This window comes from Microbulbifer maximicatervae (SeqCode) (assembly GCF_052467615.1).
In genome coordinates this window covers 4,675,484-4,694,406 of record NZ_CP174319.1, presented here as the reverse complement: position 1 = coordinate 4,694,406, position 18,923 = coordinate 4,675,484, and the positions used below count along the sequence as shown (strand labels likewise).

The 18,923-nt window shown below is 50.1% G+C and carries 21 protein-coding genes; 3 read left to right on the top strand and 18 right to left on the bottom strand.

Features of this window, described 5'->3' with window-relative positions; genetic code table 11:
- Nucleotides 1-5 precede the first annotated feature (5 nt).
- From ACJJIM_RS20720 to ACJJIM_RS20700, 5 genes are read right to left on the bottom strand one after another with little or no spacing between them, the layout of a single operon-like run.
- Nucleotides 6-533, bottom strand: coding sequence for a hypothetical protein (locus ACJJIM_RS20720; protein WP_413663942.1), 528 nt, complete (start codon nt 531-533; stop codon nt 6-8).
- A gap of 20 nt (nt 534-553) precedes the next feature.
- On the bottom strand, nt 554-808 hold the full coding sequence (locus ACJJIM_RS20715) for an acyl carrier protein (protein ID WP_413663941.1): 255 nt from the start codon (nt 806-808) through the stop codon (nt 554-556).
- An 11-nt stretch (nt 809-819) separates the two neighbouring features.
- A complete protein-coding gene (locus ACJJIM_RS20710; RefSeq protein ID WP_413663940.1) occupies nt 820-1,077 on the bottom strand; it encodes a phosphopantetheine-binding protein in 258 nt (85 codons plus the stop codon).
- Nucleotides 1,074-1,859, bottom strand: a complete 786-nt coding sequence (locus tag ACJJIM_RS20705) for a lysophospholipid acyltransferase family protein (RefSeq protein ID WP_444911869.1) — start codon at nt 1,857-1,859, stop codon at nt 1,074-1,076. The genes ACJJIM_RS20710 and ACJJIM_RS20705 overlap by 4 nt, the downstream gene beginning before the upstream one ends.
- On the bottom strand, nt 1,849-2,574 hold the full coding sequence (locus ACJJIM_RS20700) for a beta-ketoacyl synthase chain length factor (RefSeq protein WP_413663938.1): 726 nt from the start codon (nt 2,572-2,574) through the stop codon (nt 1,849-1,851). The genes ACJJIM_RS20705 and ACJJIM_RS20700 overlap by 11 nt, the downstream gene beginning before the upstream one ends.
- A gap of 355 nt (nt 2,575-2,929) precedes the next feature.
- Here ACJJIM_RS20700 and ACJJIM_RS20695 point away from each other — a divergent pair, with 355 nt between their 5' ends.
- A complete protein-coding gene (locus ACJJIM_RS20695; RefSeq protein WP_282930490.1) occupies nt 2,930-3,649 on the top strand; it encodes a 4'-phosphopantetheinyl transferase family protein in 720 nt (239 codons plus the stop codon).
- A gap of 27 nt (nt 3,650-3,676) precedes the next feature.
- On the opposite strand, the gene ACJJIM_RS20690 is transcribed toward ACJJIM_RS20695, so the two are convergent.
- From ACJJIM_RS20690 to ACJJIM_RS20650, 9 genes are all read right to left on the bottom strand, one after another.
- Nucleotides 3,677-5,302: a M28 family metallopeptidase gene (locus ACJJIM_RS20690; protein ID WP_444911868.1), complete on the bottom strand. Its 1,626-nt coding sequence runs from the start codon at nt 5,300-5,302 to the stop codon at nt 3,677-3,679.
- Between the two features lie 176 nt (nt 5,303-5,478).
- Nucleotides 5,479-6,222: a hypothetical protein gene (locus ACJJIM_RS20685; protein WP_444911867.1), complete on the bottom strand. Its 744-nt coding sequence runs from the start codon at nt 6,220-6,222 to the stop codon at nt 5,479-5,481.
- A 14-nt stretch (nt 6,223-6,236) separates the two neighbouring features.
- Nucleotides 6,237-6,647, bottom strand: coding sequence for an ACT domain-containing protein (locus tag ACJJIM_RS20680; protein WP_444911866.1), 411 nt, complete (start codon nt 6,645-6,647; stop codon nt 6,237-6,239).
- Between the two features lie 359 nt (nt 6,648-7,006).
- Nucleotides 7,007-7,681 carry a hypothetical protein gene (locus ACJJIM_RS20675; protein ID WP_444911865.1) on the bottom strand — a complete coding sequence of 225 codons (675 nt, stop codon included), beginning with the start codon at nt 7,679-7,681 and terminating at the stop codon, nt 7,007-7,009.
- 45 nt (nt 7,682-7,726) lie between these two features.
- Nucleotides 7,727-8,206, bottom strand: coding sequence for a hypothetical protein (locus tag ACJJIM_RS20670; RefSeq protein ID WP_413663934.1), 480 nt, complete (start codon nt 8,204-8,206; stop codon nt 7,727-7,729).
- Nucleotides 8,207-8,471: 265 nt separating this feature from the next.
- On the bottom strand, nt 8,472-8,936 hold the full coding sequence (locus tag ACJJIM_RS20665) for an ecotin family protein (protein WP_282930499.1): 465 nt from the start codon (nt 8,934-8,936) through the stop codon (nt 8,472-8,474).
- A 44-nt stretch (nt 8,937-8,980) separates the two neighbouring features.
- Entirely contained in the window at nt 8,981-10,177 is a 1,197-nt protein-coding gene (locus ACJJIM_RS20660; RefSeq protein WP_413663933.1) for a c-type cytochrome, read from the bottom strand.
- 123 nt (nt 10,178-10,300) lie between these two features.
- Nucleotides 10,301-10,987, bottom strand: a complete 687-nt coding sequence (locus ACJJIM_RS20655; RefSeq protein WP_444911864.1) for a thiol:disulfide interchange protein DsbA/DsbL — start codon at nt 10,985-10,987, stop codon at nt 10,301-10,303.
- Between the two features lie 229 nt (nt 10,988-11,216).
- On the bottom strand, nt 11,217-11,891 hold the full coding sequence (locus ACJJIM_RS20650; RefSeq protein ID WP_282930502.1) for a c-type cytochrome: 675 nt from the start codon (nt 11,889-11,891) through the stop codon (nt 11,217-11,219).
- A gap of 124 nt (nt 11,892-12,015) precedes the next feature.
- Between ACJJIM_RS20650 and yihA the strand changes: the two genes are divergently transcribed.
- Nucleotides 12,016-12,675 carry a ribosome biogenesis GTP-binding protein YihA/YsxC gene (gene yihA, locus ACJJIM_RS20645; RefSeq protein WP_444906753.1) on the top strand — a complete coding sequence of 220 codons (660 nt, stop codon included), beginning with the start codon at nt 12,016-12,018 and terminating at the stop codon, nt 12,673-12,675.
- A 75-nt stretch (nt 12,676-12,750) separates the two neighbouring features.
- Here yihA and ACJJIM_RS20640 read toward each other — a convergent pair whose 3' ends face one another.
- The 4 genes from ACJJIM_RS20640 to polA form a co-directional block, all read right to left on the bottom strand.
- The gene (locus ACJJIM_RS20640) at nt 12,751-12,963 is read right to left on the bottom strand and encodes a hypothetical protein (protein ID WP_444911863.1); all 213 of its coding nucleotides are present in this window, start codon (nt 12,961-12,963) and stop codon (nt 12,751-12,753) included.
- Nucleotides 12,964-12,976: 13 nt separating this feature from the next.
- Entirely contained in the window at nt 12,977-13,435 is a 459-nt protein-coding gene (locus ACJJIM_RS20635) for a hypothetical protein (protein WP_413663928.1), read from the bottom strand.
- 727 nt (nt 13,436-14,162) lie between these two features.
- Nucleotides 14,163-15,131: a ribose-phosphate diphosphokinase gene (locus ACJJIM_RS20630; RefSeq protein WP_413663927.1), complete on the bottom strand. Its 969-nt coding sequence runs from the start codon at nt 15,129-15,131 to the stop codon at nt 14,163-14,165.
- Between the two features lie 410 nt (nt 15,132-15,541).
- Nucleotides 15,542-18,280, bottom strand: a complete 2,739-nt coding sequence (gene polA, locus ACJJIM_RS20625; protein WP_444906756.1) for a DNA polymerase I — start codon at nt 18,278-18,280, stop codon at nt 15,542-15,544.
- A gap of 334 nt (nt 18,281-18,614) precedes the next feature.
- Between polA and ACJJIM_RS20620 the strand changes: the two genes are divergently transcribed.
- On the top strand, nt 18,615-18,908 hold the full coding sequence (locus ACJJIM_RS20620; protein WP_444911862.1) for a hypothetical protein: 294 nt from the start codon (nt 18,615-18,617) through the stop codon (nt 18,906-18,908).
- Nucleotides 18,909-18,923 lie beyond the last annotated feature (15 nt).

Sequence of the window (18,923 nt, the reverse complement as noted above, 5' to 3'; positions counted from 1 at the left end):
TTAACTCACACCTTATTTTGGACGCGACGACGCAGTAGCCATTCACCACCCATCATAATTCCCATTAGCACATATGAAACAAGGCCATTGTAAAGAGTCCAGACTTTCATATTGCCGTTTAAAACAGTTGCCAGTGCGAGGCTTCCATTAATTAAAAAGAATAGACACCATGCCTTGGTAACCTTTCGTGTATATAGAATACCTTCAGGTGGTAAATCTGGAGTCGTAAGGCGAGCAAGCCGTTCTACTAATGTTTGCGGTTGACTCAAACTGTATAAAAATAGTGAAAATAGAATCAAGTTACAAAGTACTGGATACCAAAGAAGTCCGTTTGAGTCGCCCCTTAACCAGGAAACCCCAACAACAAAAGCCAAGGCCACGGCCATTAACTTGGTGCCAATCGCCTTATTCGCGCCGCCAAACAATACCCTTAAAACCGAAACCATCAACAGCAGTAACAGAATACTACTTAAAGACAAGTATTCTATGCCAAAGTAAATTGCCACAGGGTACAGTGTCAGAATAATGACCAATATTAGCTGCGCGAATCGACTCACTTCTCTGCCATTACCTTTTCAATTGCACCAACTACATCTCCAACAGTTCTTACACTTTTGAACTCTTCAGGTGCAATTTTCTTTCCTGTTACTTCTTTCAAGCGAACAATTAGGTCCACAGCATCAATACTATCTATATCAAGATCATCAGAGAGGTGGGCTTCTTCTTTTACATCCGCCTCATCGACCTCAAACATCTCAACCAGAATTTCGGTCAATTTTGGCAAAATTTCTTCTCTGCTATTCAACATAAATACCTCTACTATGCGCGGCTGCTGCTGACAAAATTTGCCAGGCTATTCACATTAGCAAAATGCGATTTTGTATCTTCACTTTCTGCATCTATTGATATGTTGTATTTTTTTTGCAAAGCAAGACCTAACTCTAGTGCATCAATAGAATCCAGCCCCAGGCCCTCTCCAAAAAGGGGTTCATCTGCTACGATTTCTTCTGGAGTAATATCTTCCAGATTTAATACATCAATAATCAGAACTTGAAGCTCTTCAACTAACTCTTTCACGCAGCACACTCCTCGGTAAAAAATGCTTTTAATTCTTGAGTAACCTCTCGGGCTACTTGTGGTGTTTCATCTTTTTCTTTTACTTGAATAAAACTTTCTGATTCATTCACATCGAATTGAAAATGTGGTCGACTCAGAGGAATACTGTACCAAGGAATATTTTTCATCAGCATCGGTGGATTACACCGTATTGTTACCAGAGTTGGGGTCACCCCGGAGCGTAACGCCATGTAGGCTGCCCCACGCTGAAACCTAAACGGTTGTCCTGGTACAGAGCGAGTTCCCTCTGGAAAGAGAACTACTGATTCCCCTTTTTGTAGTGATTTCGAAGCCAGTTCGATAATCTGTTCCGGGTCATCATTAGGTATATAGCCTGCAGTCATTACCGCGCCGCGCATAAACGGGTTTCTAAATAAACTGGCTTTTACAATACAGTTGGCATTCGGTATTCGGGATATTAGAAATACTACATCAATAAGCGATGGATGATTTGCCAATATCAATTGGCCTGGTTTAGCTAACTTTTGTTCATCACGAAATTGATAAGTGTAGATACCCGTGATATGCATAAAGCCAATAAACAATCGAAAAGCGTTGTGGATACACAAACGAGCCTTGCATTTTCGAACTTCTGTGTCCCGATAGATCACCTTTAATGGTGGGAACAGAACAAACCGCAGTATCAATCCACCGATACCGAACAGGCTAAATGCTATCGCCGTAGCGACCAACCTTAGCCAATACTTGTCTTTTTTCTTTGCCGGCAATAAGTTAACTGGCATTGATCTGTAGCTCCCATCTCTCTGAAACAGGTATACGCCCCTCGCGATCAATCAAAGATCTAATCAACGGAAGCTGGTAATCAGGCTCTGCAAATACTGACTCAGCTCCCGCACATTCACTGGCAGTTAACGATAGTTTTATATCTGTATCACTAGATTTATGTTTCGCCAAGCGCATAGCCGTTGCGCAAATATATGTTGAGCTCTCAGCGCTGGGATAGTACATCTCAGGTAGTGTTTCTTCACAGAACACTAAAAGCAATTCCTCAGCACCCTCTTGGAGTAGACCAGCAGCCTCTATAAAACCCGACTGCATAGGAAAATCTCCCCCAGCTAACGCAAGTGCTGGAGACCTGGTTTTACAGGCAATAGAGAACTGTCCTGCAATTGCGTTGTGTACAGAAAGTCCAAATGCAGTTGGCGATAGGTCTTCACTTGCTGCAACGCCTTGTAGCAATGAATAAGTCCTCATTGCTTCGCCATGCACTGAGCAAAGCAATAAAGGAATATCTTCCTGCTGTAATAGCGGAAAAGCGGTATTAAAAACGGCTTTGGCTAGCGGACTCAAACGACGGCGCTGCATTGCAGGAAGAAAAGACACATCCGCCTGGCTACTTCCACCAAGCTGCTTTTCTCCTCTACGCCAACCCTGCCAATCCGATTGATCTGATATTCCCGAGCACCATGCTCGCCATTTACTGACAACAAATTCCATAACCAAACATTAATTCTGGAGCAAAGCTCCATCCCCCAAAATCAAAAAGCTGAAGCTGGCCTTTCCCACCATTATTTTTAATTGGCTAATAGGTATTGCGCGACCAGAGACAGGGCGGGAATGGTACACAAAATGACCAATAGCCGCCAGTAAAAGCGCTGAATTATAGGTCGAAGTGCAGCCTTAGATTACAGTGAAATACACGGGCTTTTCCGACCACTTATTCTCTCGTACCATGGTACACATTTGCCATGGAAACTTGTATTGCACAGCCCCCCAGCCGTTAAAGTGAAGGTTTTTTAAGTCGACCAGATTCCATCTCTTCCAAAGAGAACAAATTCTTAGGGGTTATCAAATGCCTTACTTTACCTGCTCTTCCTTCAATAGCTGGTCAGGAAACTGGCAGGGAGATTCCATTCACCTGCTGGGAAGCACTGAGCTCTCACGGCTGGAGAAAATACACAGTATTAAACGCCGAGCCCAGTTCCTGGCCGGGCGAATATTACTGCGCACTTTAATTGCGGAGCAATACGAGTATTCACCTTGGGAAATTACAGTTGAGGCTGAAGCACCGACCATTGCTATGGTTAGAGGAAAACCCCTTTGTCATATTTCCATAAGCCATTCCGATGACTTTGTTGCCGTAGCAATAGCGGAAACTCCAGTAGGTATTGATTGCGAAAATGAGTCCCACCAAAGGAATTGGTTGGCCATGGCTAAGCAATACTTCCACAAGGCGGAGATAACCGAACTAAACTCGCTCCCGACATCGCAAGTAGCTGCTTGTTTCCTCACTAAATGGACCGCCAAAGAAGCATTAGCTAAATGTTCTGGTGTCGATTTGGGGCAGCTGCTGGCCTCAGCTCCTGTAATTAACCGACCTCAGCAATTGAACCATCCGTACAAGAATTACCTATTGTGGACAGGACAGCCGAGGCCTGGAGCCTACCTAAGCCTTGCGGTTAAACACAATCAAGCCAGCTCTGTCGTAACCCCAATAGGCACATTTAGAGCTAGCCACTGCGAAAGAACAAGCAAAAGTACTATCCTGAAGCCAATCAATGGTTTCAGTTAGGGCTTGCTCCCAGGGTGTTCAAGCCGCTCACTCCCTGGAAAATAAATCCCCAAAGAAATCACCGTCGTACCAGTATGGTTGCCTGTCTGCATCGGCAACTTGCCGGGCAATCAGGTAATTTACCTGGGTAAATTGCTCAGCCGCCTCATAATTAATCTGCTCGTCCGCAGCATCCCCTGGCTTGTGGTAGCGCTCGCGGAAGAAACCCATCTGTGCAGCAGTACCATCCACACTGGGGTCTTTTGCCTCCCTTCCGGTAATCAAGTAGATTGAGGGCACTCCGCGACGGACAAAATTGTAGTGGTCACTGCGCACGAAGATAACTTCCTCCGGCATGGGATCGGGACTGAGTTTAAGCCCGGAACGGTTTGCAGCCTCCTCCGCAACTCGCCCCAAAGATGAATGTTCAGCACCGAAAGCAATAATATCGCGGAATGGATAGAGCAGCATGGGCATATCAAGGTTGATATTGGCTACGATCGATTCCAGTGGCACCGTGGGGTACTCGGCAAAATAATCCGATCCCAGCAAACCTTTTTCCTCTGCGGTAACAGCAACGAACAGCAGTGATCTTCGAGGATTTTGCCCGGATTCAACAAAAAGACGTGCGGTTTCCAACATCACCGCGATACCGGCAGCGTTATCCTGGGCACCGTAGTAAATCTCGCCGTCCTCTTTCTTTCCAACATGATCCAGGTGTGCGGAAAAAACAACATATTCATCTTTCAGGAGTGGATCACTTCCCGGTAAAACGGCCACTACATTCGGGCTGGTTACGCGCTTGTGGTTAGAGCTGCTGCTCATTTTTGCACGGTAACTAAGGGGGAAGCCTTCTGGAGTTATTCCTTGCTCAATATCGGCAAAAATACTTTCAAGACTGCGCTCAGCGCCATCAAACAGCTTGCCGCCTGCAGCGATGCTCAACATAACTCCCGGGTGCATCCCCGGGATTGCACTACCGGGCATACCAGTCTTTTTCACCCAGTCAAAAGTGTCATCAAAACGGTGCTTCGCATAGTAGTCAAATGGGCGGCGTTTCTCCCGCTCAGGTGTATAAAGGCGAACAAAACCCACAGCGCCATGTTTTGCTGCAACCTGGCGTTTGGTGCGAGGAGAGGAGTGGTGAGCCCCCACTTCACTGGGCAAGCTCTGCGGCCGGCCAGCTAACACAACGACAATCTTTCCCTGTACATCCAGGCCGTGATAGTCATTAATGCCAAAATCCGGAGCTTCAATACCGTAACCGACAAATACCAACTCGGCATTGATCTGTGAGCGCTCACTCAGTGCGGAGGGCGATGCTAGAAAGTCCTCGCCAAATTGCATGGCGATTTCATCGTTCTGGCCCTCTAAGACAAATTCAGGATCACTCCCATCCCAACTGGCACTGCGAAAAGGCACTTCCTGGAAGTAACCTTGCTCCCCTGCTGGAATCAGCCCCATCTTTTTAAATTGGCCAGCCACATACTGTGCCGCTTGGCGATAACCCTCGCTACCGGTATCGCGACCCTCTAGTTCCGCTGATGCGAGGAAATTGATATCTCTACGGATGTAATCACTATCTGCAATGGGGCCAGTGCTGTTAATGCTGGAGGTGGTACAAGCCACCAATAGTGCCATAGCCAGGGCACCCAATAGACTTTTAACTCTCATGGGGAGTGCTACTTCTCAGGAATACAAAGCGTGATTGTTGATACGGACAGGTCATTTGAAATCGCACCACTACAGGTGCTTGTGGACCGTCAAGCAATTGCCCATCTTACCACGATTTAGGGCAATCTAAGCTGAGGCCCAGTGAGCTGCGCCCTGACTGTACTCGCTAAACTCATCTATGCAGCCTTCCCCAAACCGGGGAACGCTTGTCCAACCGCATAAGCTACTTTCTCGTAGGCATTATCCGCACAAAAATCTCCATGAGCCGCAAGAAAGTGCAAAAATGGCTGCCTTAGGATTTGTTCGAAGTCGTACTTCAACCACAGCCTGGGATTTTTATCACTTGGTGTCACCCTTGCTCTCCAGGAGGGAGCAATCTGCATACCTCGGCGGATACCAGAAAACCTCAGCAGGTTTTTACCAAGCCAATTGCACCCATGCCATGACTGCCAATACTGCAAGGCATCACAACTGACCAGTAGTCCGCCACTAAACGGGAGCCACAATACGGCCTCTGGAAACTGACTTTGGGAAAAGACAATAAATTGCCCCCCCGGTATTGGACAAACATCCTCCTGTCGCAACACCTTATCTGCTTTTGGCGGATAGAAATCTGAGCCGCGTTGTGTCCAAAAGGTAAGATCAAAGTGGTCTCTGTAGTAGAGATCATCACGCCCATGGTGATAGCCGAGCCGTATCGCGTGACTCACACGCCCAAGATCTTTTAACTTTTCCTCCTGCTGTGGACGCAATCTGATGGGATTAATCAAGGTAAGGTGATCCTGCCAGCGAGCGATTCCCATATTGCGATTGATAGTGACCCCCGGCGCTAGTTTGATAGTTCCGGGAACATAAAAAAAATTAGGCAACAGTTGGCGAATCTCACCATGAGGCTCTGTGGGGGGGTAGTTGATACGCACTGGCAGGCTACATATCAGCTATATTGAACTCGATTTCGAATACCGCGCAGAATTTTTACTGCAAATTCCGCGCGCTCATCAGGGACAAAAATGTGGTCACGGTGTAGTGTGGATACCACGCTGGTATCTATTCCAGCCTCCATTAATTCCTGGGCGACCACAGGAATAACCCGCACCGCATCAAGACCAGCCAGGATCTGCAAAGTGATTTGGCGAAAGGGGGCGCTTGCGGCAATATCTAATTGCCGAGCCGAACGTTGAGGCAGTATCACACTCATTCCCTCACCTTCTCGGAAGAAACACAAACTCTCTGACAAAATATCTGTAAACCGACTATCTGAAACCTGACAAAACACATAGATTTCATCGTGCAGCTTGGGATACAAAGTTCTCAATGCTCTCACTACGGATAGATCAGCTTTCATGCTTTCTTTGCCGTCTGGAAGTTTTCTCCAACCTGATTAATACGACCGGTTTCTACACGGTCGCACTGCTTTTGGATCAATCTTTCTGATTAATACCTGTTTTCAGGTGAAAATAGTCCAACTCTAAAACTACTTTTTGTGGGCTCTCTATTACCCGGCAGGCTATTTTAATTTGGAAAAAATAAGATCACGCATTTTTTTAGAATTATTTTCCTAACAGAGCTAGCAGTTTAATAACTAAATATTTTTAAGAGTTTTCCTGAAGCTTAGAGAAGTCGGATTTTAGCTGGTGGAAAGTTAAAAATATATTGATGGGATTACTTCTTATTGAGAGAAGTTGACCCAATGACTGTGAGAAGTTACGGATTTCTCAGCTCTTCACCATCAAATTCCGGTTCATTGGGTGCCGGAGTTGTATCCACTTCCGACGAATCCTGTTCAACCTCCCAGCTCTTCAGCACCGCATCAATATCCTTTTCCAGTCGCACACGGGGAAATTTGGGGCAGGGTGAATCTCTATCTGGATCATGCCATGCGGATAGGGGGGCTACAAAAACTACGTAGGATTTATGCAGGCGATTTCGCCCAATACTCACTTCTGTCCATGTTGTTTGCCAGGCAAACTTTCCCCTTACCGCATAGTCGCTTTCGTAGGATTTTAAAGTGAGAAAATAGGGGTAAATCTTCCCTCGCTTGCAAATAATTCTGCGTCCGGTCTTTATATTGGCCATTTGAGTAAATGGATCAAAATACCAATTAATATCGTATCCAAATACGAATTGCATCTCTCCATTTTGCCTTAAAAAAGCGTAGGATCTCCCAGTGCCATCGGGCTTGAGACTCCAGACATGCCGCGCTTCACCATCGCGGGAAATCAGCCAGGCCCCAACCCATTGACTGGCATCGTAGCGTGATTTTGCATGCCAGCCTTCATTGAGTGTTTTTCGTTTCTCTTCACTGGCATTTGCAGTTACGGAAAAAATTAGCAGTGGCAGGAAGAGATAGAATTTTATCCATTCCCACCCACTACTCATCTTTTCCACGCACGGATTAAATAGCGTTCGCACGGAATTAAGCTGCTAGCGACTGACAATATCCGGGCAACTTGCACCGGCCTTGGGGGTTCGCCAATCAGCCAACCGACGCTGAAAGCTCAGAAGTCCACCGCCCGCCTGCAGCCAATGACGGCCATCAATCACTGCAAATAGGAGGGTGGCACGGCTCCAATCTCGAAATGCGACAGATACAACCCCGCCCTTACAGCGCACCGAAGTTCCCGTTTTAACCCGCACCCGGTCACCATCCAATTGCCAGTTAATGGCAAAACCATGGGTCAATAGGCCTTTGGCATTAAATCCATAGGCATATCCGGAGCCATCGGCATGCAGTTGCCACACTAATTGATCATCGCCTTCACTCACAACCAGCCAATTTCCCGCCCACTTTTGCTGGGCGGACTCCGCCGAGGCCCACATTGGTATCGCTAGGAAAATTGCTGTGACAAATGGAACAACCGGCTTGATAAAACGCCGCTTTGGTAAATGACGCAAAAACTTCATGCGCTGCCCTACGGTATCGGCCCCAGTGCATTACAGGGGGCGGGTTATTCAAAAGACGACTGGGGAAGTCGCCAATTTTCCTTTCCGATTACGGGGCTAAAGCCTCACTTATCGGCATGAAAAAACGCTCAGGCGCTATTTTTCACATTCCTCGAAAAGTAAGGCTAGACGCAATTTACAACGGTGGCAGGTTAAACGTTAAAAATATTCAAATTTACGACAAATTCACAAAAAGAATGGCAAGTCACTTTTACCGGTAGTCCAACTATCTGGATTTTGCTTCGGAAAAATTCTTGTCTGCTCTCCACACCCGATACTTTAACTGCACGCCCTGAGGCAGATATATAACCATTGGCAACTTACTGCTATAAGGCAGCATCAAGCCATCACCGCGCACGGTGATAAATCGCCGGGATTCACTGCCTTGGGCACAGACCTTTTGCGTATCTGTGGTCGGGGTCAGGTCGGACAGGACATAGAAGGGGTAACCCCAGCCTGGGAGTATGTCCTTGCGCAATGGGGCGCTAAAGCTTTGCAAGTTGCATTCCGCGACTTGGCTTTTTCCCGGTATCAACTCAACCCTAAAGCGACTTTCATCGACAACCTTGGGCAGCTTGATAACGTGACGTAACTTGCCATCAACCTCCTCTGGAAATGCATCCAGAGGCTCAGAACTGTGGCAATCCAGGGCCAGTAACAACATGAAGGCAGTGGCAACTAATTTTGACATGGTATGGCCTCACTACTGCGTAGGGAAATGGCGGACAAAACTTTTTAAAGTCTAGTTCGCTTTTGTCTTCGCAGTCCCCACCAGAGCAGCGCCCCCAAACCAATTGCCAAAGCAAACAGAGCGGCAGTCCATAGGTATCGCTCCTCCCCCATCGCAGGTGGCTCCAACTTGGAGTGGGCCAGATTGAGATCCGCCCGCAGATTTTGAAACGCGGCAATAACTTCTGTAGAACTGGCACCACCAATCAAGTCACCCCGCAATTGCTGCCATTGGACCTGAAGCTGCTCCACCAGTACCTTGTCACGAATCAGCAGCTCCTGTCGTAACGGCCTATACCCATCACGATAAGCCAGCATTAACTTACCGTATGCCGATGTTATATCTCCTCCTCGATAGTCCGTCTCCGCCAGCTGCAGCAAGCCAATTGCGCTGATAAGAGGGGGGATCAGAGTGCGTACAAGGTGGGGGTTTCCGCGCCACCACATCAGTGCTTGTTGCAGAGTTGGATCAAGTTCCGCCGGTTTAGTGGTCGCCATTCCCGGCAGTCCCAGTAAGCCGGGGTAACGGGTCGCCAAGTCGGAAGAGGGTGGCAACTGATTTGCCACTGGAAAAGCAGCGACAGTCACCGCTAATCCCCAACGCTGTAGGCCGGTCAAGTCTCCATCAATGTCGACTGTGTGAATAGAGTCAGTTTCTGGGTCCAGGGTGTTATAAAGATCATAGAGACTGAACCCCGCCATTCTCTCGAGATCATTGAGGGCTGGGCCTTCATTACTACCCCCACCGTCGACACCGTGGCAGATGGCACACCGCTGCTGATAAACAGGCATCATAAAGCCCGGCGAGGGCAAAGAGTAACTGGGTGACCGCTGCAGCTGATACAAAGCAGCAAGGCGGTCGGCGATTGCATTGGCTCGACGGCGCACCTCTGCGCCGGAATCCTTATTCTCAATCGCCTTACGCAAGTCCGAGAGGCTTTTCTGCAAACCCTGCCGACCAGGCCGATCGGGGAGTTGAGTGACCAGACGCAGTACTTCTTCTACCTGTTGCTTCTGTAGTTCATACAGAGGAGTGTCCAGTCGCTGCCCGTTCTCTACGGCGTCGCCGTAGTCTACCGCTATATAGGAGAGAAGATTGCTGGCCTGAGCGGCCAAAGTATTGCTGCTTGAAGTGTCCTGGGCTGAAACAGGTGCGATTAAGCCAGCTAGGAGGGTAAACAGTAAAATCCATTTGAATCCCATTAGTGGCTTCCGGATCGGGCAAGGTTGATCGATGTTAGGAGCCTCTCGACAGATTGCGGGGCACCTTTCTTAGGGTAGAAATAAAAAACCCCGCTCGAGGCGGGGTTTCTTCAATCGGAAAGCTTAGCCGCGATCCGCTCGCTCTTTGGCAATCAGGTAATCCGCCACTTGCAGCATCAGCTCCTGGCCATTGCTCTTACCTTTATATCCGGGGAAAGAGGAACTGATGCGGTATTTACCCGCAACAACAACTTCCGGGGTACCAGTCATTTTGTAAGCGCGCTGATTGGCCATACCTTGCTTAACTTTGCTGTTGATAGCGAAGGAATTCATCAGCTTCGCAGCTTTGGCACCATCTTCACCATGCTTGTTAAACAGAGTCTCGATAGCCTTTAAGTCAGGCACCCAGTTGCGACCTTCGCGGACAGCCAGCATCTGGCGCTGAGTGTAGATGGTGTTAAAGATAGGAGTGTGCATCTTTTCCAGAACACCCATGGAGTCTGCTACGTAGTAAAGACGAGCGTGTACATCCATAACCGGCTGCCAAATTGCTGGCAATTTCAGCAGCGCAACATCGCTGGGCATCTTTTCTTTCCAGCGCTCCAGAGTTGGCTCAAAAGTGAAGCAGTGGGCACAGCCGTACCAGAACATCTCAGTCACTTCGATCTTGTCGTTGCTCTTTTGTGGTACAGCCTGCGGCAATACTTCATAGTGCTGGCCCGCTTTGAACTCGCCACTTTCCTGGGCGCAGGCAACGAGGCTGAACATTACAGCAAAAACCATCGTGATCGGGGCGAGAAATGCTCTCATAAGTCTTCTCCAACTTTTATTTAGTGGTGCGAACGCCATCTAGCGGCGGGCTGTCGAGCCACTGAGGACACAATAGACAACGCAGATTATTTAAGTTCCCGGACCCTCGTGCAAGGAAACACTGCAAAAACTGCCTAGTACGTCTATGGAAAGCGGCTTTATGCTCAGGCGACAGGCACAAAAAAGGCCGGTTGCAGACCGGCCTCAGTGTACTCAAATCCTGTGACTATTAGTCAGTCAGGCCTGCGATATAGTTGGCCAGCGCCTTGATCTCTGCATCGGAGAGTTGCTTGGCCACGGTGCGCATAGTGCGAACTTCACCGTCATTGTTGCGGGTACCCGCACGGAATGCTTTCAGCTGGGCTTCGATGTACTCTGGATACTGACCGCCCAGACGAGGGTAACCGGCCGGTGCATTGCCCAGTCCAGCAGGTGAGTGGCATCCCATACATGCGGGAACACCAGTCTCCATATTGCCACCACGGTAGATTTTACGTCCAAGCATCAGGCCGTCGACGTTCTCACCGTTGTTTAGCATCACGGAAATAGCCTCAGATCCGGTCAGCTGCATTGGCTGCGAGGCAAAGTAAGCGGCGATATCCTGCAGGTCCTGATCGTTGAAGTTGTCCAACTGACCGATCATTTGCGGCACATCGCGGGCCTTTTTACCGTCAGGTGTACCTTTAATATCTTTAAGCTGCTTATACAGATATTTTTCGCCGAGTCCGGCAATCTTTGGAAAAGCTGGAGCAATACTGTTACCGTCTGCACCGTGGCAGGCTGCACATTGAGCGGCTTTTGCCTTGCCCGCAGCAGCGTCGCCCGCAGCCAGCGCCAAGGGCACGGCGCCCAAGCCGAAAACTAAACCGAGTGCCAGAGCAGTGTTCTTGATAATGCTGTTCATACGTCGTCCCGTTGCGCGCTGAGAGATGGCGTTTCGCACCGCCCCCGATAGTCCTGCGACGCGAAAACGGCGGCATTATATACTTGCGCGCCAAGCGAGTGTACCGAATAAACAGACTTATACGATGTCAAATTCAGAATTTAAAGCCCAACCACCAAAACTGAACTACCGTTCCATACAATTTCTCACCAGTGCCCCCACCCTGACTGAGTGTCCGGAGGACTTTGGTGCCGAGGTGGCCTTTGCCGGTCGCTCCAATGCGGGGAAGTCCAGTGCCATCAATGCGCTCACGGAAAACAACAAGTTAGCGCGTACCTCTAAAACACCGGGGCGCACCCAGTTGATCAACTTCTTTCGCCTCTCCGACCAGCAGCGCCTGGTGGATCTGCCCGGCTATGGCTTTGCCAAGGTCGCCCGCAGTATGAAAGATGAGTGGCAGCGTCATCTGGCCACCTACCTTGAGAAGCGAGAGTGCCTGCGTGGACTCGTGTTACTAATGGACATTCGCCAACCCCTCAAGGAGTTCGATCTGCATATGCTCACCTGGGCAGTAGAGGCCGAGCTCCCAGTGCACATCCTGCTAACCAAGGCCGACAAGTTGAAGAACGGTCCAGCCAACAACACTCGCTTTGCCGTAGAGAAGACCCTCAAGGAGCAGGGACTCAATCACGGGGTCACTCTGCAGATCTTCTCATCGACCAAAAAAACAGGCCTGGACAAACTCGAGCGCAAGCTCAATGAGTGGCTGGAAATCCCAGAGGAAGCCGCCCCCACTGAAGATTGAACGAGCTGGGAGCCCGGGGGCAGCGCCCCCCGAGCAACACAAGCACTTCAATTTTTCTCACACCGGAGAAAATTCCTAAAAGTGAACTCCGGGCACACCAGTTGCCGCTGCTTTGCGCTTCTGTTCGGGGATCAGGGAGCGAAGCAGTACCCGGTGCAGCCGTCGGCGTGCCCCCGGAGTTAAACAATGCAATTCCTCTGCATGTAAGTACCTCTGCGCGAGAAGAGCGGCAAGGGTTTCTTCGTGTATGGCAATCGTCAGCAGACGGGAATTGCCATTGGCATTCATCTTTTCATTCCCCTCAGTGCACTCTGTTTCCGCCATTGATACAGGCGGATATTCTGGCTGTGGAGAACTCGCGTACCTGCTGCTGTGTCTCTCCGGGGTAGAGTGAACTGATGCAATCCGCCGCAACCCTTTGCTTATGGCTATCGCCCAACTCGCGGGCGAGTACTGAGCTGGCGCCGGCAAGTATGTAGTTTCGAAGTTTTTCATCACCCAGCTCCCGGTAGGCAGCCATTAACCAGATAGCGCTTTCACTAAAACGCGTTGCCGAAATGGCATAAGTTGGCCACTGCTTTTCCAGAAGAAAGCTGGCCAGATCGAAGGCGCATCCCAAATAAGGTATTGCTTCGGCGTAATTGCACTCTTCAAGCAAAAGCTTGCCGCGCTCAATCCAATCGAGCCACGCCTTTTCCGCACGATCCGTGTCAGCGGTCAACCATTGGCGATGGTTGGCACACAAGTAACGTAAATTCACCGATAACCCCCCATATTTGATTTAACTTAAAGATAATGCGAACCATTATCATTTGCAAGCGCATTCAAAAGCAACTTTTGTTTTCTTCTGTGATGGAGTCATTTAATGAAATAAAAAAAGCCGGCAGATGGGGGCTGCCGGCTAGGGGACAGTGCCCTTGGGGTGGGGCACTTGTCAGACGCACCCAGGGGGACGGGTACGCCTGAGGGTTCTTTTCATCCCAAAATTTCTTTTCCTGCTTCGATGGTAGGCTGAACTTTCATGCTTCCCAAGCGCATGTGTGAACCTTTAGGTTAGACCTATGCCATGCCCCAATTATGCCGGAAATGGATAACAGGCAATGTAGTCGTGGGACCCTGGGGTAACTGTGAAAGCCTCTGCGGGAGTCTTGGGGAGATCCAATCTAAGGGCCTGCTCGCCGCATACGAAAACTTAAACTAGCTGAGCGGCTCACCAAACGATTTAAGTGCTTAATTCAAAAAGGAAAGGACAGGTGCCCCGATGGATGAAATTACATAAATTCACGAAAGACATAAAAAAACCCCGGAGTTGGGGACCATCCGGGGTAGAAAAAGCTAAACGCTTTGGGGTTAGGGAGCAACAATGAACTGATTACTTGGATAGGCTCTCAAGCCCGATGGTTCCCGCCCCTTTGGTAAATAAGTGTAAACAAAATACGTGTTTTGGCGCCTCATACGTTCTTCTATGTAAAGGCGGTCGATTTTTATCAAATTGTTAACTCAGCCACTGGCCCATTGCTGTGCAGGCGGCGAATACAATCTGCAATCAACGGCGCACAATCTATCCACTCACAGTTTCCTCGCAGCTGCGACTGAGGAAGAGAATTAGTCACCACAATTGATTCCACCGGCAAGCGCGCCATTGCTGTATGGGCATCGCGACTAAATTGTCCGTGGACACAAAACACCAAAATCCGCCTCGCTCCCGCTTTTATCACCGCGTCCACTGCCCGTGTAACTGTGTGGCCAGTAGCAAGTAAGTCATCGACGATAATGACCGTGGCATCCTTAACTTCCCCAATCAAAGTTCCCCCACTCAACAAAGCACCGCTGCGATACTTCTCCACAAATGCGCTAGCCACCGGCACCCCCAACTGATCCCCAAGGGCCAAACGGAATTTTTCCGCACGCTTTATCCCTCCTTCATCTGGAGACAAAACAACCAGGGGACCGGGGTCTCCGGACAGACGCATTCGCGCCACTTCAATCAACAGGGGGTTGGAAACCAGGTGAACGGTGCGACAGCGGAATGCGTTCTCAAAGGCCGCCAGGGAGTGAACATCCATAGTCACGACTACATCCACTCCGGCGGCTTCCAGAAAACTGGCCAGATAGCGACTCGGCAGGGGGTCGCGCAATTTGGTTCGCCGCTCTTTTCGTGCATAGCAAAGGTAGGGGATGACCGCAGTCACTCTCGCGGCACCGGCATCGCGAAGCGCCCCAATGAAAAACAGGCAGCGCATAAGTTTCTGGTCAACACAGCTGCTGGTATCGGTGTAAAGGGATTGGACCAGAAAAACATCCGCCCCTTCCACATCATCCAGTGGCCGAACTTTGTGTTCGCCATCATCGAATTGACGCTCTTCATGGCGAGATACCGGTTCACCGAGACTCGCGGCGACACGTCCTGCGAAGTCTGCTCCCACATCGAGACTGAATAACTTAATGCGGCTCATAAGCTCAGTACCCTGCCTGGCGCCTCACACTCGCTAAGCGCCTTGCCCACGTTTTAATAGAAGTATGGACAGTGGAATTTAGGATCTGGAGTACTGCGGGTGTTGCAGTTGTTGCGGCTTGGGTAGATAGGGAGGGTCAGGGCTGAAAGACAGGCAAAAAAATGCCCCGGACTTGGGGGAGTACCGGGGCAAACATCTGACTTCCTTGGGGGATGATGACGCATTCCAACGATCTTGCCTTTTTAGAGGGGCTGTCGCCGGAACAGTTCCACGGAATTTCAAAAAGATTGTAAAAACGCCTAACAAAACACAAAAATTGGCATTTTATTCATCCGTACCAACAAGAGCGCGCCAAATCATTCCGAGCAGCGCGCCCTACCCTCAATTCTTAGATGGTTTCTTCAGTCAAATTAGTGCGCCTGATCCCAATCTCGGCCTTGTCCCAGATCCACAATCAGGGGAACGTGGAGTTCTGCCGCGCCTTGCATCAATTCAATAATGCCATCGGCCACAATTTCGACCTCATCCTTGGGTACTTCAAGAACCAATTCATCGTGTACTTGCATAATCATCCGGGTCGCCAGCTTCTTCTCCCTGAGCCAGCTGTCTACAGCGATCATGGCCCGCTTGATAATATCGGCGGCAGTACCCTGCATTGGCGCATTAATTGCGGTCCGCTCTGCTGCTTGGCGCTGCATGCCATTGCGTGAGTTAATTTCCGGCAGATAGAGACGGCGTCCAAACAGGGTTTCCACATAGCCCTTTTCTGCGGCCTGTGCACGGGTATCCTCCATATAGCGCAATACACCCGGGTAGCGCTCAAAGTAACGGTCGATATAAGTTTGGGCGTCAGCCCGGGGGATATCCAACTGCTTGGCCAGGCCAAAAGCCGACATGCCGTAAATCAAACCAAAGTTGATCGCTTTGGCCCGCCGGCGCTGCTCATCAGTCACCTTATCCTGAGCTACTTCAAAGACTTCTGCCGCCGTCGCGCGGTGAATATCTGCGCCTTGAGCAAATGCATCCACCAACCCTTTGTCCCCAGACAGGTGAGCCATAATACGCAGCTCAATTTGGGAGTAGTCCGCAGCGATGATCTCACTGCCACCATTGATTCTTGGGTCAACGGTGAAGGCCCGACGAATACGGCGCCCCTCCTCTGTACGAATGGGAATGTTCTGCAAGTTAGGGTCACTGGAGGACAGGCGCCCGGTAGCCGCTACTGCCTGGTGATAAGAGGTATGTACACGACCGCTACCCGGGTCGATCATCTTTGGCAGTTTATCGGTGTAGGTATTCTTCAGTTTGGCCAGGCCGCGATACTGCATTATCAGTGCGGGCAGCTCGTGGTTGTGGGCCAATTCCTGCAATACAGCTTCAGCGGTAGAGGGCGCACCTTTGGGGGTCTTCTTGATCACTGGAATCTGCAGCTTTTCAAACAGGATCGCCCCCAGCTGCTTGGTGGAGCCCAGATTGAACTCTTCGCCGGCTACTTCGTAAGCCTGCTGTTCCAGCTCTCGCATTCGCTGCTCAAGTTCAGCACTCTGCTCCGCCAACATCTTGGCATCGATATAAGCACCGTTACGCTCCATACGTGCCAGAACTGGTAGCAGGGGCATCTCAATTTCATCGAGTACCTTTACCAGAGTTGGCTCTCGCTCCAGACGCGCACTCAACTCATTGTGGAGACGCAGGGTGATATCTGCATCTTCAGCCGCATAGGGGCCCGCTTTGTCCAGCTCGATCTGGTTAAACGTCAGCTGTTTGGCGCCTTTACCGGCAATATCCTCGAAGTGAACCGTGTTCTCCCCCAGGTACTTGAGTGCGAGACTGTCCATATCGTGACGGCTGCCAGTGCTGTCCAGAACATAGGACTCCAACATGGTATCCCGTGCGATGCCGCGCAATTCAATATCGTAGTTGGCCAGGATATGACTGTCGTACTTCAGGTTCTGCCCCACCTTCTTCTGCTGTGGATCTTCCAGTAGGGGTTTGAGTTTGGCCAGTACTTCGTCAAACGGCAGTTGCTCTGGTGCACCCATATAGTCGTGGGCCAGGGGAACATAGGCTGCACGATAGGGCTCCACCGCGAAGGACACCCCCACTAATTTTGCCTGCATATAATTGAGGCTGGTGGTTTCCGTGTCGAAGGCAAAGATGTCTGAACCCTTCAGTTGTTCCAGCCAGGCATCGAACTCCGACATTTCTGTGACGATGACGTAATCGCGCTCAACGGCTTCCGCCATGGCTTCTTCAGCCTCTTCACTGGTTAGCTCTTCTAACCAGCCGCGAAATTCATTCTGCGTGAATAGCTCAACCAGTGCCTCTGTATTGGGCTCTGAATTGTGCAGTTCCTGGGGGTGATAAGGCATCTCCACATCGGTTTTGATAGTGGCGAGCTTATAGGAGAGTTCTGCCGCCTCGCGGTGCTCCGCCATCTTTTTGCCGAGGGTTTTTGAGCCACGGAACCCCAGCGGTGCAATGGCATCCAGGTCGGAATAAATGGTCTCCAAGCCTCCCAGATTCTGTAACAGTGCCAGAGCGGTTTTCTCGCCCACACCAGGAACTCCGGGGATATTGTCTGATTTATCTCCCATCAGGGCGAGAAAATCGATAATCAGTTCTGGACCTACACCAAATTTCTTAGTCACGCCCTCGCTGTCCATTTCGGTATTGGACATGGTGTTAACCAAGGTAACGCCCGGACGCACCAGCTGCGCCATGTCTTTGTCGCCGGTGGAGATTATGACTTGCTGCCCCTGACTCTGGGCCTCCAGCGCCAGGGTGCCGATCACATCATCAGCTTCAACACCATCGACCACCAAGCGCGGCAATCCCATAGCGTCGATGATGTCGTGAATGGGCTGAATCTGCTCACGCAAGTCATCTGGCATAGGAGGGCGGTGGGATTTGTATTCGGCAAACATCTCATCGCGAAAAGTCTTGCCCTTGGCATCAAAAACAACCACTACAGGACTGCCTGGATGCTCCTTGAGGTGGCGGCGCAGCATACTAATCACACCGCGCACCGCACCAGTAGGCTTACCCTGGCTGGTGGTCAATGGCGGCAGCGCATGAAAAGCGCGATAAAGGTAGGAGGAACCATCCACCAAAATCAACGGGGCGGCTGAGGTGTTTTGTTTACTCATAGACGATGAATTCTTGCTTGCTTAGTTTGGCGTTCAGGACGCGCGGCAGGCCGATAGGATAACGCCCTTCGCTCTGTTTTTCCGCTTACTGATTCTTTCCCGCCAGACACCGTAGGCAACCTCTGCACAAAAGCCCACTCGACTTACCCCGCCGATTAAAACTATCGGCGCATCGATCTCACCAAATCCCCAGGCTTGGCTAGTCTTGCCGGTAGCGACCTTATGCGTTCGCTACTCCCCGGAAATCAAATTGTCGCAGGCTGCCCCCAGGCAGTCAGGGATCTTTTATTTCCAAAAAACTGTGCCACCCGATGTTGAAGGAAGGATTCGAAAGATGAGAGGAGTGATGCGTGCCACCCTGTTGTTTGCCGCAAGTATCTTTGCCATTTCGGCAAGTGCCGGCTCGGATTGCAGTGGAGAGCATACCGCTGAAGCCGAGGCGACTGATGAAATACACTCACAGCAGACTGAGGTAGAAGGCCATGAGTTAATACTCAGGCAGGCTATCCGCGAGAGAGAGAATGATTTGCTGGAGAGACAAAAACAGCAGCTGGAGAAACTGCAAAAACAAGCGGAAAGAGATGCTGCCCGAGTAGAGAAACTACAGCAAATAACCAATCGTTCCTAGAAGCCACCCTACCAG

What these genes read in the sequence shown, in the direction of transcription:
- ACJJIM_RS20715 (WP_413663941.1), bottom strand. Translation starts at nt 808, where the DNA reads ATGTTGAATAGCAGAGAAGAAATTTTGCCAAAATTGACCGAAATTCTG.
- ACJJIM_RS20705 (WP_444911869.1), bottom strand. Translation starts at nt 1,859, where the DNA reads ATGCCAGTTAACTTATTGCCGGCAAAGAAAAAAGACAAGTATTGGCTA.
- ACJJIM_RS20700 (WP_413663938.1), bottom strand. Translation starts at nt 2,574, where the DNA reads ATGGAATTTGTTGTCAGTAAATGGCGAGCATGGTGCTCGGGAATATCA.
- ACJJIM_RS20695 (WP_282930490.1), top strand. Translation starts at nt 2,930, where the DNA reads ATGCCTTACTTTACCTGCTCTTCCTTCAATAGCTGGTCAGGAAACTGG.
- ACJJIM_RS20690 (WP_444911868.1), bottom strand. Translation starts at nt 5,302, where the DNA reads ATGAGAGTTAAAAGTCTATTGGGTGCCCTGGCTATGGCACTATTGGTG.
- ACJJIM_RS20680 (WP_444911866.1), bottom strand. Translation starts at nt 6,647, where the DNA reads ATGAAAGCTGATCTATCCGTAGTGAGAGCATTGAGAACTTTGTATCCC.
- ACJJIM_RS20675 (WP_444911865.1), bottom strand. Translation starts at nt 7,681, where the DNA reads ATGAGTAGTGGGTGGGAATGGATAAAATTCTATCTCTTCCTGCCACTG.
- ACJJIM_RS20670 (WP_413663934.1), bottom strand. Translation starts at nt 8,206, where the DNA reads ATGAAGTTTTTGCGTCATTTACCAAAGCGGCGTTTTATCAAGCCGGTT.
- ACJJIM_RS20665 (WP_282930499.1), bottom strand. Translation starts at nt 8,936, where the DNA reads ATGTCAAAATTAGTTGCCACTGCCTTCATGTTGTTACTGGCCCTGGAT.
- ACJJIM_RS20660 (WP_413663933.1), bottom strand. Translation starts at nt 10,177, where the DNA reads ATGGGATTCAAATGGATTTTACTGTTTACCCTCCTAGCTGGCTTAATC.
- ACJJIM_RS20655 (WP_444911864.1), bottom strand. Translation starts at nt 10,987, where the DNA reads ATGAGAGCATTTCTCGCCCCGATCACGATGGTTTTTGCTGTAATGTTC.
- ACJJIM_RS20650 (WP_282930502.1), bottom strand. Translation starts at nt 11,891, where the DNA reads ATGAACAGCATTATCAAGAACACTGCTCTGGCACTCGGTTTAGTTTTC.
- yihA (WP_444906753.1), top strand. Translation starts at nt 12,016, where the DNA reads ATGTCAAATTCAGAATTTAAAGCCCAACCACCAAAACTGAACTACCGT.
- ACJJIM_RS20640 (WP_444911863.1), bottom strand. Translation starts at nt 12,963, where the DNA reads ATGAATGCCAATGGCAATTCCCGTCTGCTGACGATTGCCATACACGAA.
- ACJJIM_RS20630 (WP_413663927.1), bottom strand. Translation starts at nt 15,131, where the DNA reads ATGAGCCGCATTAAGTTATTCAGTCTCGATGTGGGAGCAGACTTCGCA.
- polA (WP_444906756.1), bottom strand. Translation starts at nt 18,280, where the DNA reads ATGAGTAAACAAAACACCTCAGCCGCCCCGTTGATTTTGGTGGATGGT.
- ACJJIM_RS20620 (WP_444911862.1), top strand. Translation starts at nt 18,615, where the DNA reads ATGAGAGGAGTGATGCGTGCCACCCTGTTGTTTGCCGCAAGTATCTTT.